Here is a 14509-nt window from a genome sequence, read left to right as displayed (position 1 = left end):
ACCACATTAGCAAACCCGGAGGGGTCTCGGCGCCGCGTCACTCCCTTACGGAGGTGTCGTCGGGGTCTGCGGTCGGCAGTTTCGTGTCGCTCGCGTAGGGCAACCGCATTCGGGTGAGCACGATGACGTCGACGGCGAGCGAAGCGAGAATCCCCGCGACGATGGCAAGGAAGAACACGAGCGAGTTCACCCACGGCTGGTCGCGCACCACGAACAGCACGACCAGGAACACGATGAATTTCAGCAGCCAGCCGCCCAGCACGATGCCGAAGAAGATCGGAACGTAAAGGTCGGTTCCGAACCACCGGTTGGCGATGAGGATGCTGACGCTCGTGATCCCGAGGAACACCGCTGCCAGCAGCACGCCGAGCAGCGCACTCCAGAGCCCGGACTCGCCGGCGACGAGGTAGCCGACGAGGGCACCGACCACGGCGAGTGCGCCAGTCACAATTGCCGACCAGATCACCGTGGTACGCAGGATCGGGGTGCTTGACACGGTGCTCACGAGGCCTCCTGGGCGGTGGTGACGGGGGCGGGGCGGCGCCCCCGGGGCATGAGGGTGACAACGAGGCAGGCGATAGCGCCGACGACTCCGAATCCGACGCCGAGAAGGTACTCCCCCGGCCAGTCGGAGGCGGTTCCGATATACATCAGCAACATCGAAAGACCAACGATGGCGGTCCAGGCATAGAAGATGAGCACCGCGGTCCGGTCGCTGTGACCCATGTCGAGCATCCGGTGGTGCAAGTGCTTGCGGTCGGGCGAGAACGGCGACTTCCCGGCGCCGACACGACGGATGATCGCGAGACCGAAATCCAGCAGCGGCAGCAGCACGATAGTGATCGGCAGCAGGATCGGGATGAACGCACCGAGCAGCTGCGACCTTCCGAAGTTGTCGGGGTCGAGCTGTGACGGGGTGATCTGCCCGGTGATCGCGATGGCCGACACTGCCATCAACAGGCCTAGCATCAGGGCTCCGCTGTCTCCCATGAAGAGCTTCGCTGGCGTCCAGTTCAGCGGCAGGAACCCGATACAGGCGCCGATGAGCGCCGCGGCGATGAAGGATGCGAGGTTGAAGTAGGTGGTCGCTCCGGCGTCGCGGACGAGCAGGTACGAGTACGCGAAGAAGACCCCGTTGGCGATGAGGGCGACACCGGCGACGAGCCCGTCGAGCCCGTCGATGAAGTTGACGGCGTTCATCACGATCACGATCGACAGGACCGTGAGCACGAAGCTCATCCAGCTCGAGCCGACAGTCAGCCCGCCGATCGGGAGCGAGAGGATCTGCAGCTTGCCGAACCAGGCGATGATTCCCGCCGCCGCGAACTGCGCGCCGAGTTTGATCATCCAGTCGAGGTCCCAGATGTCATCGGCGACACCGACGAGGACGATGAGCGTCGTTGCGCCGAGGATCGCCCACACCGCAGCGGGGTCTGCCCAGAAGATCGAGAAGAACGGATGCTGTGACGAGGCCAGAAACGCGGCGACGATGCCGATGTACATGGCGACGCCACCGAGCCGCGGCGTCGGCGTCTTGTGCACATCGCGCTCCCGGATGCCGGGATAGAGCTTGTAGCGCATGCTCAACTGCCACACCGCCCACGCCAACACGAGGGTGATGGTCGCGGTCAGGATGACGACGAACAGGTATTGCTTCACGCGGATCCGGTGACGTCGGCATCCGTCTCGACCGGCGGCGCAGCGGGGTCCTCGAGCAGGTCGCCGATTACCTCGCGGATCTCATCAGCCGTCACCGCGCCAACCCGCAGGATTCGCGCCGTGCCGGGCTCGCGACGGGCAAGTCCCGTGGCGTCGAGGATCGTGGAGGGAACTCCCGTGGCGACCGGCCCCGAGTCCAGATACACGTCGATGCGGTCGCCGAGCATCTGGTGGGCGCTGAGGATGTCGATGGCTGCCGCTTCACCCGTCAGATTCGCGCTGGAAACTGCGAGCGGACCGGTCTCTTCAATGAGTTCGAGAGCGATGCGGTGATCGGGCATCCGAACCGCGACCGTGCCGCGGGTCTCGCCCAGGTCCCACGTCAAGGACGGCTGCGCGGGCAGCACGATCGTCAGTCCCCCGGGCCAGAACCTCTCGATGAGTCGCTCGACCGGCTCCGGCAGTTCAGCCACGAGGGCGCGAACCATCGCGGTTCCTGCGACGAGCACAGGCGGCGGCGACTCACGGGTGCGACCCTTGGCATCCAGCAACCGCTGCACGGCGGCAGCGCTGAACGCGTCGGCGGCTACCCCATAGACGGTGTCGGTCGGGATGACGACAAGGGCACCCCGGCCGATCGCTTGGCGCGCCTGTCGCATGCCGGGCAGAAGCTGGGCATCGTCACGGCAGTCGAAGATGTCGGACATGGCCTGCTCAGTCTACGGAAGCTGCGGGCTGTTCCGGGAAGCGGAGGCGGTTACGGATGCAGCGCGGTGGTGACCCGGTCACGGCGCGTGAGATCCATGTGGGTCGCGGCAGCCCGCCATCCGTCAGCACTCAGCAGATCCCGGATCTCGGCGCCCTGGCTCTCGCCGTGCTCGATCGCCACGATCCCCCCGGGGTGCGCAAGGCGCAGCGCCGTCGCACTGACCTGCCTGACGACATCCAGTCCGTCTGCTCCGCCGTAGAGAGCAGTCGGCGGATCGAACCAGCGGACCTCGGGATCGCGTGGCACCGCGGCATCCGGTACGTAGGGCGGATTGCTCACCACGACGGATGCCGTCCCGTCGAGGTCGGGAAAGGCGCGCGCGAGATCGATGAAGGCGAGGGCGGCGTTCTGGGCACCGACATGAGCGAAGTTCTCTTTTGCCCACACGAAGGCATCGACGGCGTTCTCGGCGGCGAAGACGCGGGCGTGCGGAGCCTCGGTCGCCAGTGCGAGAGCGATCGCGCCCGACCCGGTGCCGAGGTCGATGGCGATCGGCGAGGGTGACGCCGCCGCGAGCAGCGCATCCAGCGCGATCTGCACGAGGGTCTCGGTCTCCGGACGCGGCACGAACACTCCCGGCCCGACCCGCAGCTCGAGATGGCGGAACGGGGCAGTTCCGGTGATGTGCTGCAGCGGCTCCCGGCTCGCACGCCGCGCCACCAGGCCGTGGAAGTGCGCGTCGGATGCCGCATCCAGCGTGTCGCCGCGAAGGGCCGCTGCCTGCAACTCACCGCGACCTACGCGCAGAACGTGCGCCAGCAGCAACTCGGCATCCACGCGAGCATCGCCGATGCCAGCTGCGGTCAGAGCGTCGGTCGCGGCGGACAGGGCACCGGCGATCGTCTCGGTGGGGCGGATGTCATCGGGGGCACTGTGGGCAGGCATAGGCGCCCCAAGCCTAGGACCCCGGGACGTTCTTCGTCACAATCGGGCCCCCGCCGGTGAGGCTCGCCTAAGCTGAATGGCTGTCACCCACGTCGCCCGAAAGGCCCCGAAATGACCGGCATCCACAACGACATCACCAGTGCGTTCGGCAACACCCCCCTCGTCCGGTTGAACCGGGTCGCCGAGGGTGTGGAGGGCACCGTGCTGGCAAAGCTCGAGTTCTACAACCCCGCCTCCAGCGTCAAGGACCGCCTCGGCATCGCAATCGTGGATGCTGCGGAAGCATCCGGCGAGCTCCCCCCGGGCGGCACGATCGTCGAGGCAACCAGCGGTAACACCGGTATCGCACTGGCCATGGTCGGTGCGGCACGCGGCTACAAGGTCATCCTGGCGATGCCCTCGTCGATGTCGACCGAGCGCAAGCTTCTGCTCAAGGGTTACGGCGCCGAACTCGTGCTGACCGACCCGGCTCAGGGCATGAAGGGCGCTGTCGCGAAGGCCGAGGAGATCGCCGCCGAAACGCCGGGTGCGGTTCTGGCCAAGCAGTTCGCCAACGAGGCGAACCCCGCCATCCACCGCAAGACCACCGCTGAAGAGATCCTGCGTGACACCGACGGCAAGGTCGACTACTTCGTTGCCGGTATCGGCACGGGTGGCACGATCACGGGCGTCGGCCAGGTCCTCAAGGAGCGCGTGCCCGGCGTCAAGGTCGTCGCTGTCGAGCCGAAGGATTCCCCGCTGCTGACCGAGGGGCGCCCCGGTCCCCACAAGATCCAGGGCATCGGCCCGAACTTCATCCCCGAGATCCTCGATCAGGATGTCATCGATGAGGTGATCGACGTCGAGTTCGACGACGCGATCACCACCGCCCGCGCCGTGGGCACGAAGGACGGCATTCTCGTGGGCATCTCCAGCGGTGCTGCAGTGTGGGCTGCCCTCCAGGTCGCGGCCCGACCCGAGGCTGCGGGCAAGAACATCGTCGTGGTCATCCCCTCCAACGGCGAGCGCTACCTCTCGACGCCGCTGTTCGAGCACCTGCGCGAGGACTGAGCGTGGGGGTGCTCCACGTCGTCGGCCGCATCCGCGAGGACATCGCAGCGGCCAAGCTCCGAGACCCTGCGGCCCGCAGCGGTCTCGAAATCGCGGTGCTCTACTCGGGCCTGCACGCGATCTGGGCGCACCGCATCAACCACTGGCTATGGACCCGCAACGCGCGCTTCCTTGCGCGCGCCGGGTCACAGCTCACTCGCTGGCTCACCGGCATCGAGATCCATCCCGGAGCACGGATCGGTCGCCGCTTCTTCATCGACCACGGCATGGGCGTCGTGATCGGCGAAACTGTCGAGATCGGCGATGACGTCCTGCTCTACCACCAGGTCACGCTGGGCGGACGGCAGCGCGAGGGCGGCAAGCGCCACCCCACAATCGGCGACGAGGTGGCAGTCGGCGCCGGCGCGAAGATCCTCGGCCCGATAACGATCGGCGACCGCTCGGTCGTGGGCGCGAACGCCGTGGTCACGCGGGACGCGCCGGCAGACAGCATCCTCACCGGCATCCCGGCGAAAGCCCGCAAGCGCAAGGACGGCATGGACACCCGCGCCATCCTGACCATGCCCGACTACCAGATCTGACTCTCACGCCGGTCGTGCGCGGCGCCACCGGCCCCGAGGTTCGCAGAATCGCACGAAGTTCGCAGGATGCCGCGACAATTGTGCGAACTTCACGCCTTTCTGCGAACTTCGCGCGGGGCGGCTTCGCTCGTGCGTGCGTGTCGCTCCCCCGCTGATCAGGATCGCGGTGGCAGGAGAGAACCCGGCGCTGAGCCTGCGACCGATGTAGATCGACGCTGCAACCGAAATGACGGTCACCGGCAGCTGACCCAGCGACACCTCGACTGTCGAGAAGCCGTAGACGTATTGCCAGATGTTGGCGAGCTGCAGGATGCCGACGGCCTGCGCGAGATTGAATGCGATGCCCATGCCGATTGCGGCGAGGAAACCGGGATTGCGGAACAGCTGCATCGGGAAGAACGGATGCGCGCCGCGCAGTTCCACCACAGCGAAGAGGGCCAGCAGCGCGGCACCCGAGGCCAGCGGTGCCCACGTGAGCGGCGAGGTGAGCCCCTCGCCGGCATGGGACACGCCGGCCGATCCGGTCGGCGAGGAGGCCGGTGGAGATGACGGTAGCCGCAAGCATCAGGGTTGACACGCTGGCAGCGATCGCCTGGAGTCCGGCATCCCTCTGCAGCGCGCGAGCGGACTCGACCAGCGCCGTGCTCGCGATCGTGGGATCAGCGGTCTGGACCCCACCCATGATCCCCAGCAGCGGGATCGCGAGCGCCGTCTGCCGACGGGAGACTCCCGCGCCGACAGCGGAGGCAGCGCTCACGCGTCGGCTCCGGGAAGGTGACAGCACGCCGGCACGCCGTACGTACGCAACTGCGCGAACGCGGCGTCGTCGACCTGGTGGGATGCCGCGGCAAACTCCCCGAGATCGATGCGAGAGCCGCCGAGCCATGTGCCGAGGACTCCGATGGCACCGATCTTGTCGGGCACCACGGCATACGGATCAGCATCGAGCTCGACGAAGTCAGCGAGCTTGCCGACCTCGATGGAGCCGATCTCATGCTCGCGCCCGAGAGCGAACGCGGCGTTGACCGTGTGTGCGCGCAGCGCCTCATCCAGCGTCGCTGCCTGTTCGGGGGCATGCAGGTTTCCGGACGAGCACCGGCGAGTGACTGCAGCCTGCATGTTCAGCAGCGGCGTGGGAGGCGTGACAGAACCGTCATTGTGGAACGAGACGGGCAGGCCCGCGTCGAAGGCATCCCGGAATCGCTGCCAGGACCCACCCACGGCCGGCTCGAACATGCCCCCGTCGAGCAGATCGCCCCAGTAGTAGAACTGGAAGGGGCCCATCGAGGGCACGGCGCCGATCGAGGCCATCCGGGCGAACTGGTCGGCGCGCGCACCGCCGATGTGTTCGACCCGCCAGCGGTGATCGCTCTCGATCATGTTGTGGCGGCCGAGCACCGTCGTGAAGGCATCCAGCACGATGTCGATCGCGATGTCACCATTGGCGTGGAACGCCATCTGCCACCCTTCGCCGACGTGCGCCTCCAGCAGCGCGTCAAGCTGGTCGCGGGTGTAGTTCATCATCTTCTCGCCGGGGATTCCGGGCGCGATCCCCGCGGCTCGGGTGACCTCGGTGTCAAGGTACGGCGAGCTCATCGCGACGTTGCCGACCCACGGCGATCCGTCGGCCCAGAGCTTGATTCCCTGCTTGCGCAGCATGTCGTCGGGGGCAGCTGAGGTGAACCGATCTCCGCAGTCTGCCTCCGTCGACATGTGGTACAGCGAGATCCTGAGCGGGCTATTGGGGAGCGAGGCAAGAGCTTCGTACGCAGGCTTCAGCTCGGTCTTGTACGTGTGTTCCGAGGTCGAGGTGATCCCCGCTGATGACAGCAGCACGTAGTACTCAACGGCGCCCTGCAGCGGATGCGGCCCCTTGGCGATCGCCTCGAGAACGGGAGCTGCCTGCGCCATCGCCGCGGGGATCTCGGTGGCCACGCCGTTGAGGGAGCCGTCGGCATTACGGCCGAAGAAACCACCCACGGGGTCCTCGGGCGGGTTCTTCACCCAACCGAGGTGCTCAAGGACCGCGGTCGTGACATAGGACGTGTGGCCCGAGTTGCCGAACACCATCACCATGCGGTTCCCGAAGATCGCATCGAGTTCGGACGCTGTCGGATCGGCGTGCTGCTGCAGCAGGCCATCGAAGCCGAAGAACGCGAGCGGCTGGTCAGCGGGCGTCTCGTCGATGGCCTTCCGGAAGGCTGCGACGACGTCATCCCACGTGGGCGCGAACCACGGCGCAATCCAGTACGCCGGAGGCATCGTCGCCATGCCGCTGAGAACCGGATGCGAGTGCGGCTCGACGAACCCGGGCAGCAGAGCGGCGGCGCCCGTATCGTGCACTCTCGCCCCGGGCAGCGCCTGCTGACAGTCAGCCGCTGTTCCTACCGCGACGATGCGCCCGTCCGAAACGGCGACAGCCTCTGCTCGGGTGCGCGCTGGATCCATCGTGATGATGGTGCCCGCGGTGACGATGACGTCCATGTCTCCCCCACTGTCTGCCGCCTCCGGCCGCGGCTCTCGCTACTTCTCGGAGCGACGCTCCTCGACCTTCTTCTTGATGAAGACCATCGGCAGCAGCCACGTCGCGAGGGCAGTGACCAGCCACACGATGACGGGCGCGAGAATCCAGGTGAGCACGAAGGGCTCACCGATGCTGATACCGCCTCGGGGGATGAGCACGACGATCACGAGCGCGACGAGGGTCGAGATGATTCCGATCCCGCCGAGCAGGGCCGGCGCGTTGCGCTTGGCGACCGTCGCGATCCACGGCGAGAGCACGCTCTGGAGCACCGCGAAGATCAGCACGGCGAGGACGAAGCCCCACCAGTCAGCCCAGTCGATGCGGAAGCCCGGAAGCAGCAGGTCGGCGGCGATCAGCCCGACAGCTGCGGATAGCACGAAGATCAGGGCGCGGATGAGGAACATGACCACGCCCCGACAGTAGCGCGTCGACCCACGCAGCGACAGGATGCCGTGCGGCGCCGCTCCGGGAAAGTCAAGGCCTGCGGCTCTGTGCGCTCCTCTTGCTACCGTGTGTGGCTGCGAATCGCGGAAGGGGCGCCGTGGACGGGACCTGGGGACTGTGGCAGAGTGCGGTTGCACTCACCGCTTCGATCGTCGTGCTCTGGTTCGCCGGTACCCGTCTTGCTCGCACTGCCGACGAGCTGGCGGGCCGGACCGGAATGGGGCGTGCGATCGCGGGAGCTGTGTTCCTCGGCGCGGTGACCTCGCTGACCGGCATCATCACCACGATCACCGGAGCGCTCGCCGGGGATGCCGGGTTCGCGCTTGCCAACCCGGTAGGCGGGGTGGCGATTCAGACAGTCTGGCTGGCGGTGGCCGACCTCCTCTACCGGCGCGCGAACCTCGAGCACGCCGCGGCCTCGCTCGAGAATCTCGGGCAATCTCTGACCCTCGTCGCACTGCTGACAATTCCGGTGATCGCCTACGCGACACCCACCCTCTCGTGGGGATGGATTCACCCGCTGTCACTTCTGATCCCGGTGATCTACGTTTACAGCCTGTTTCTGCTGCGACGGATGCGGGCCGACGAGATGTGGAGTCCGCGCCGGACGTCGCAGACGGTTGACGACGATGACACGACGCAGCCGACGACATCTCTCCCCCGCCTGTGGGTCACCTTCGCGGGACTCGCCCTCGTCACGGCAGGGACCGGATGGGTCATCGGCCGCGCGGGGCTGGGAGTTGCGGCGGCGACGGAGTGGCCGAGCGATGTCACCGGGTTCACGGTGACCACTGCCATCAGCTCGCTGCCCGAACTGATCACCCTCATCGCGGCGGTCCGGATGGGCGCTCTGACCCTCGGGGTCGGGAACATCATCGGCGGGAACGTGTTCGACACGCTGATGATCTCGATAGCCGATGTGTCGTACCGCGACGGCACCATCTACGAGGCCGCAGGTCCGTCGAGTCTGGTGCTGTTGGCGGGAACAGCGTTCATGTCAGCGGTCCTCGCGATCGGGCTTCTCGTGCGCGATCGTCGCGGCATCGGATTCGAAGGGGTCGCGATTCCCGGCGTCTACCTCGGGACGATTGGCCTGGCCATCGTTGCGCGGTAGAGACCGTCGGGGCGGGCTATGCGGCCAACCGGGTGGCGGGGAATCAGTTCCCGCCTGACCCCAGAGCCGCGAGCCGTTCCTCCTCGTCGGCGGCGATGCACGACGCGATGATCGGCTCGAGGGCACCGTCCATCACCTGATCAAGGTTGTAGGCCTTGTATCCGGTACGGTGATCGGCGATGCGGTTCTCGGGGAAGTTGTACGTGCGAATGCGCTCGGAGCGATCCATCCCTCGGATCTGCGAGCGCCGGGCATCGGATGCCGCGGCATCCCGCTCCTCCTGCTGCTTGGCCAGCAGCCGGGCTCGCAGCACGCGCATCCCAGCCTCGCGGTTCTGCAGTTGCGACTTCTCGTTCTGCATCGACACCACGATTCCGGTTGGCAGGTGCGTGATCCGCACCGCGGAGTCCGTCGTGTTCACCGACTGGCCACCCGGACCTGACGAGCGGAAGACATCGATCTTCAGGTCGTTCTGATCGATGTGGATCTCTTCGGGCTCGTCGACTTCGGGAAAGACCAGCACACCGGTGGTCGACGTGTGGATCCGCCCCTGTGACTCGGTGGCGGGAACGCGCTGGACGCGATGCACACCCCCCTCGTACTTCAGGTGGGCCCACACTCCCTGCGCCGGATCGCTCGAGGAGCCCTTGATGGCGACCTGGACGTCCTTGAACCCGCCGAGGTCTGACTCGTTGCGCTCGAGCAGTTCGGTCTTCCACCCCTTCGAAGCGGCATACTGCAGGTACATCCGCAGCAGATCAGCGGCGAACAGGGCGCTCTCTGCGCCGCCTTCGCCCTGCTTGATCTCCATGATCACGTCGCGCGCGTCATCCGGGTCGCGCGGAATCAGGAGCCGTCGGAGCCGTTCCTGGGTGTCGGCGAGGCGCTCTTCGAGGGCCGGGACCTCTTCGGCGAAGGCGTCGTCTTCGCGCGCGAGGTCGCGGGCAGCGACAAGGTCGTCGGATGCCGCCACCCACGCATCGTGGGCAGCGACGATCCGACTCAATTCCGCGTACCGCCTATTGACCCGCTTTGCGCGGGCGGGGTCCGCGTGCACCGCCGGATCGGACAGCTCAATCTGCACCTCGCGGTGCTCGTCGATCAGCGCACGGACGGAGTCGAACATCGCCGGCTCGGCCATCTCGATGCCGCCGGGTCAGCGGATGCTGTTCTCGTGCCCGTGACCGTGTCCGCCAGCGCCGTGACCGTTGGAGGTCGGCGCCGGAATCGACTTCTGCATCTGCACGAGGAACTCGACGTTGGACTGGGTTTCCTTGAGCTTGCCGAGCACGACCTCGAGCGCCTGCTGGGGGTCCAGGCCCGCGAGAGCGCGACGGAGCTTCCAGGTGATCTTGACCTCATCGGGCGAGAGCAGCATCTCTTCGCGGCGCGTGCTCGACGCGTTGACATCCACCGCGGGGAAGATGCGCTTGTCGGCAAGCTGACGGTTCAGACGCAGCTCGCTGTTGCCCGTGCCCTTGAACTCTTCGAAGATGACCTCGTCCATCTTCGAACCGGTCTCGACCAGCGCGGTCGCGAGGATCGTGAGCGATCCGCCGTTCTCGATGTTGCGAGCAGCGCCGAAGAAGCGCTTCGGCGGGTAGAGCGCCGAAGCGTCGACACCGCCGGTGAGGACGCGCCCAGAGGTCGGCGCCGAGATGTTGTAGGCGCGGCCGAGGCGGGTGATCGAGTCCAGCAGCACGACGACGTCACGGCCGAGCTCAACGAGGCGCTTGGCGCGCTCGATGGCGAGCTCGGCAACGGTCGTGTGGTCTTCGGCGGGACGGTCGAAGGTCGAGGCGATGACCTCGCCCTTCACGGTGCGCTGCATGTCGGTGACCTCTTCGGGCCGCTCGTCGACGAGCACGACCATGAGGTGGACCTCGGGGTTGTTCGTCGCGATCGCGTTCGCGATCTGCTGCAGCACGATCGTCTTGCCAGCCTTGGGCGGCGCGACGATGAGGCCGCGCTGGCCCTTACCGATCGGGGCCACCAGGTCGATGATCCGCTGCGTGAGCTTTTCGGGCGCCGTCTCCAGGCGCAGACGCTCCTGCGGGTACAGCGGCGTGAGCTTGCCGAACTCGACGCGGTTCGCGGCGTCGTCGACGGACAGGCCGTTGACGGCATCCACCTTGACGAGGGCGTTGTACTTCTGACGGCCGGTCTGCTCGCCCTCGCGGGGCTGCTTGATAGCGCCGACGACGGCGTCACCCTTGCGCAGGTTGTACTTCTTGACCTGGCCGAGCGAGACGTACACGTCACTCTGGCCGGGAAGGTAGCCGGTCGTGCGGACGAACGCGTAGTTGTCGAGCACGTCCAGGATGCCGGCGATCGGAATCAGGACGTCGTCCTCGCCGACCTCGGGCTCGAACTCGTCGTTCTGGTTCGGACCGCGGCGCTTGTTGCGCTGCCGGCCACGACCGCCAGACGAACCGCTGTCGTCATCAGAACCGGTCGACGCCGACTGCTCGGCACCGCCCGAAGAACCACCGTTGCCGTTGCCGTTGTTACCCGCTCCGTTGCCGCTGCCCCCGGATGCCCGGTTGCGGCTACGACTCCGGCTGCGGCTGCGGCTGCGGCTGGGTGTGGACTCCTCGCTGGCGTCGTCGGAGGACTCGGCATTCGTCGCCGACTCGTCGGTCGTTGCGGCCTCGGCTGACGCGGCATCGGGTGCGTCGCTGTTGTCCGCACTCTTGTTTTCGTCCGCGGGCTTGTCCGTGGTTTGGTCCGCGGAGTTGTCGTTCGACGCTTCAGCCGGCTTCTCGGCCTGCGGCTCAGCCGGCGTCTCTGCCGGCGTCTCAGAGGCGGACTTGTCAGCCGTCGTTTCGGCGGCGACGTCGGTGCTCTTGGCCCGGCGAGGCGCACGCTTGCGTGCCGGCTTGGCCGGCGCTTCCGCGGGCTTCTCCTCCGCCGGGGCTGCCTCGTCTGCTGCATCTGCCGGAGCGTCGGCGGCGGGCTGCTCGGCAGCCTCGCCCGCGGGTGTCGCCGCGGCGGCTTCGGAAGCCGGAGCAGCATCGGGTGCCTCGGCTGCCGCGGGCTCCGCTGCCTCTGCCTCAGATCCCGGAGCGTCGGCCTCTGCCTCGGCTGCCGGCGCGCCTGCGTCGGGTGCTGCCTCGTCGGTCGATGCCTCCGAAGCTGCGGTTTCGGTCGGTGTGGCGGCCTCCTCGGCCGCGGGGGTGGTCTGGTCGACAGCGTCGCTCTCGGACGCGTCGGTCTGGACCTCGGAGATGGACTCCACGAGTACTCCCTTGTGTACCTAATGTGCGGTGAATCGAATGATGTGCGGATCCGCACGTATGAAGAAGCCGCCGCGATGGGCTCGACGTGCTGAGCGGGACTCAGCGTCTCGTGCTCATCTGCCTCTCCTCGATTCCTTCCGGGCAGAGATGTCCGGATTCGGGTGATCGAGGGAATTGCGGAGGCTTCGCAGATATGCGGCGGGGGCCAGATTCACGAGTACGTGGAACCCCCCGCGTGCTCCTTCACTGTACCACCCTTGACGTCGACGGCCAGCATGTGAGCCTCCCACGGGGTGTCCGTGACCTGTTCGGCGACGGCTGCAGCCTCGAGGCGACGACCCGGCCCGTCGGCCAAGACCAGCACACTCGGGCCTGCCCCCGAGACGACGGCAGCGAAGCCGTGCTCACGCAGCGTTCGCACCAACCGGTCGGTTTCGGGCATCGCCTGCGCGCGGTAGTTCTGGTGCAGCTTGTCTTCTGTGGCGGCAAGCAGCAGCTCGGGGCTCTGCGTGAGAGCCGCGATCAGCAGCGCCGACCGTGAGAGATTGAAGACTGCATCTTCTCGTGGCACTTGCAGGGGTTGGAGACTGCGGGCAACGCTCGTTGACATCGTGAAGCTCGGAACGAACACCACGGGCGAAACGCCGCGATGCACCAGCAGCTTCTTGTGCTGCGGCATCGCCTCGTCCATCCACGCGATCGTGAGACCGCCGAACAGCGCGGGTGCGACGTTGTCGGGATGCCCCTCGAGTTCTGTTGCCAGGCGCAGCATCGTGTCGGGCCCGATCTCGACATCGCCTTCCAGCAGTCCCTTGACGGCCAGGATGCCCGCCACGACTGCCGCACCCGAAGATCCGAGGCCGCGGCCGTGCGGGATCGTGTTGCGCGCCCGCAGACGCAGGCCGGGCATGGGGCGGTCGACGGCTTCGAAGGCGTAGGCCATTGCCCGCACCAGAAGGTTGGACTCGTCGCGGGGAATCTCGTCGGCGCCTTCGCCTTGGGCCTGGATGTCCAGGCCCGGCTCCCGAAGCGAGGTCACGACCAGGTCATCGTAGAGACTGAGCGCGAGCCCCAGTGTGTCGAATCCGGGACCCAGGTTCGCACTGGTCGCGGGCACGCGCACCACGACCGACCGTTCGGCAACCCGGGCTGCGTTCACGCGGTTGCCCCTGCGCGCGCGAGCCCCAGCACCGAGGCCACCTCAGAGGTGGTCGCGTCCACGACAGTCGGCCGGGCTTCCGTGCCGTCAGCATTACGCAGAGCCCACTGCGGGTCCTTGAGTCCGTGACCGGTGACGGTCAGCACGACAGTGGACCCCGTCGGAATCACTCCCGCCTCGGCACGGTCGAGCAAGCCCGCAACGCTGATCGCGGAGGCCGGCTCGACGAAGACGCCGACCTCACCGGCGAGGATCTTCTGCGCGGCAAGGATCCGCTCGTCATCGATCGCGCCGAACCAGCCATCGGTTGCCGCGCGCGCCTCGAGTGCGAGCTCCCACGATGCCGGGTTTCCGATCCGGATGGCGGTGGCGATCGTCTCCGGGTTCTTGACGACTTCACCGCGCACGAGCGGAGCACTTCCCTCTGCCTGGAAACCGAACATCCGAGGAACGCGCGTGGCGACACCACGTTCGGCCTCCTCGCGGTACCCGCGAGAGTAGGCGGTGTAGTTGCCGGCGTTGCCGACCGGGATGAAGTGGAAGTCAGGCGCATCGCCGAGGACCTCGACGATCTCGTAGGCAGCAGTCTTCTGCCCCTCGATGCGGTCGGGGTTGACCGAGTTCACGAGGTGAACCGGATAGTTGTCGGCGAGTTCGCGTGCGATCTCGAGGCAGTCATCGAAGTTGCCGCGGATCTGGATGAGCTGACCGTTGTGCGCAACAGCCTGGCTGAGCTTGCCCATGGCGATCTTGCCCTCGGGTACCAGTACTGCCGCCGTGATCCCGGCGTGGGCAGCGTAGGCGGCAGCGGATGCCGAGGTGTTGCCCGTCGAGGCGCAGATGACGGCCTTGGCGCCGTGCTCGACGGCTCGAGAGAGGGCCACGGTCATCCCGCGGTCCTTGAAGGAGCCGGTCGGGTTCATACCCTCGAACTTCACCCAGACCTGGGCTCCCGTGCGCTTCGAGAGCGCCGGGGCCGGGACGAGGGGCGTGCCGCCCTCGCCGAGCGAGACGACCGTCGACTCCGCCGTCACCCCCAGGCGATCGGCGTACTCGTTCATGACTCCGCGCCACACGTGTGCCAC

The 14509-nt window shown here is 67.1% G+C and carries 14 protein-coding genes; 3 read left to right on the top strand and 11 right to left on the bottom strand.

Annotated elements, in window-relative coordinates:
- Positions 1 to 37: 37 nt before the first annotated feature.
- From LL236_RS04795 to prmC, 4 genes are read right to left on the bottom strand one after another with little or no spacing between them, the layout of a single operon-like run.
- On the bottom strand, positions 38 to 505 hold the full coding sequence (locus LL236_RS04795) for a hypothetical protein (protein WP_228177659.1): 468 nt from the start codon (positions 503 to 505) through the stop codon (positions 38 to 40).
- On the bottom strand, positions 502 to 1659 hold the full coding sequence (locus LL236_RS04790) for an MraY family glycosyltransferase (RefSeq protein ID WP_228177658.1): 1158 nt from the start codon (positions 1657 to 1659) through the stop codon (positions 502 to 504). The genes LL236_RS04795 and LL236_RS04790 overlap by 4 nt, the downstream gene beginning before the upstream one ends.
- Positions 1656 to 2366 (bottom strand): L-threonylcarbamoyladenylate synthase, encoded by a 711-nt coding sequence (locus LL236_RS04785; RefSeq protein ID WP_228177657.1) that lies wholly within the window; start codon positions 2364 to 2366, stop codon positions 1656 to 1658. The genes LL236_RS04790 and LL236_RS04785 overlap by 4 nt, the downstream gene beginning before the upstream one ends.
- A 50-nt stretch (positions 2367 to 2416) precedes the next feature.
- Positions 2417 to 3313, bottom strand: coding sequence for a peptide chain release factor N(5)-glutamine methyltransferase (prmC, locus tag LL236_RS04780; protein WP_228177656.1), 897 nt, complete (start codon positions 3311 to 3313; stop codon positions 2417 to 2419).
- Positions 3314 to 3424: 111 nt separating this feature from the next.
- Between prmC and cysK the strand changes: the two genes are divergently transcribed.
- Together cysK and epsC are read left to right on the top strand one after the other, a co-directional pair.
- Complete coding sequence (gene cysK / locus LL236_RS04775) at positions 3425 to 4363, top strand: cysteine synthase A (protein WP_228177655.1); 939 nt, start codon at positions 3425 to 3427, stop codon at positions 4361 to 4363.
- Between the two features lie 2 nt (positions 4364 to 4365).
- Positions 4366 to 4944 carry a serine O-acetyltransferase EpsC gene (gene epsC, locus LL236_RS04770; protein ID WP_228177654.1) on the top strand — a complete coding sequence of 193 codons (579 nt, stop codon included), beginning with the start codon at positions 4366 to 4368 and terminating at the stop codon, positions 4942 to 4944.
- A 3-nt stretch (positions 4945 to 4947) separates the two neighbouring features.
- On the opposite strand, the gene LL236_RS04765 is transcribed toward epsC, so the two are convergent.
- The 3 genes from LL236_RS04765 to LL236_RS04755 form a co-directional block, all read right to left on the bottom strand.
- Positions 4948 to 5454 carry a hypothetical protein gene (locus LL236_RS04765; RefSeq protein WP_228177653.1) on the bottom strand — a complete coding sequence of 169 codons (507 nt, stop codon included), beginning with the start codon at positions 5452 to 5454 and terminating at the stop codon, positions 4948 to 4950.
- Between the two features lie 243 nt (positions 5455 to 5697).
- A complete protein-coding gene (locus tag LL236_RS04760) occupies positions 5698 to 7428 on the bottom strand; it encodes an amidohydrolase (protein WP_228177652.1) in 1731 nt (576 codons plus the stop codon).
- Between the two features lie 39 nt (positions 7429 to 7467).
- Positions 7468 to 7872, bottom strand: coding sequence for a hypothetical protein (locus tag LL236_RS04755; RefSeq protein ID WP_267189575.1), 405 nt, complete (start codon positions 7870 to 7872; stop codon positions 7468 to 7470).
- 137 nt (positions 7873 to 8009) lie between these two features.
- Between LL236_RS04755 and LL236_RS04750 the strand changes: the two genes are divergently transcribed.
- Positions 8010 to 9026: a sodium:calcium antiporter gene (locus LL236_RS04750; RefSeq protein WP_228177650.1), complete on the top strand. Its 1017-nt coding sequence runs from the start codon at positions 8010 to 8012 to the stop codon at positions 9024 to 9026.
- A 43-nt stretch (positions 9027 to 9069) separates the two neighbouring features.
- On the opposite strand, the gene prfA is transcribed toward LL236_RS04750, so the two are convergent.
- The 4 genes from prfA to thrC form a co-directional block, all read right to left on the bottom strand.
- The gene (gene prfA / locus LL236_RS04745; protein ID WP_228177649.1) at positions 9070 to 10152 is read right to left on the bottom strand and encodes a peptide chain release factor 1; all 1083 of its coding nucleotides are present in this window, start codon (positions 10150 to 10152) and stop codon (positions 9070 to 9072) included.
- Between the two features lie 30 nt (positions 10153 to 10182).
- Positions 10183 to 12264, bottom strand: a complete 2082-nt coding sequence (rho, locus tag LL236_RS04740) for a transcription termination factor Rho (RefSeq protein ID WP_228177648.1) — start codon at positions 12262 to 12264, stop codon at positions 10183 to 10185.
- A gap of 212 nt (positions 12265 to 12476) precedes the next feature.
- On the bottom strand, positions 12477 to 13424 hold the full coding sequence (gene thrB, locus LL236_RS04735) for a homoserine kinase (RefSeq protein WP_228177647.1): 948 nt from the start codon (positions 13422 to 13424) through the stop codon (positions 12477 to 12479).
- Entirely contained in the window at positions 13421 to 14509 is a 1089-nt protein-coding gene (gene thrC, locus LL236_RS04730) for a threonine synthase (protein WP_228177646.1), read from the bottom strand. The genes thrB and thrC overlap by 4 nt, the downstream gene beginning before the upstream one ends.

It is taken from the genome of Microbacterium schleiferi, assembly GCF_020781975.1.
Lineage (GTDB): Bacteria > Actinomycetota > Actinomycetes > Actinomycetales > Microbacteriaceae > Microbacterium.
Note: the sequence above shows the minus strand (reverse complement) of the source record. Positions and strands in the feature narration are given on the sequence as shown.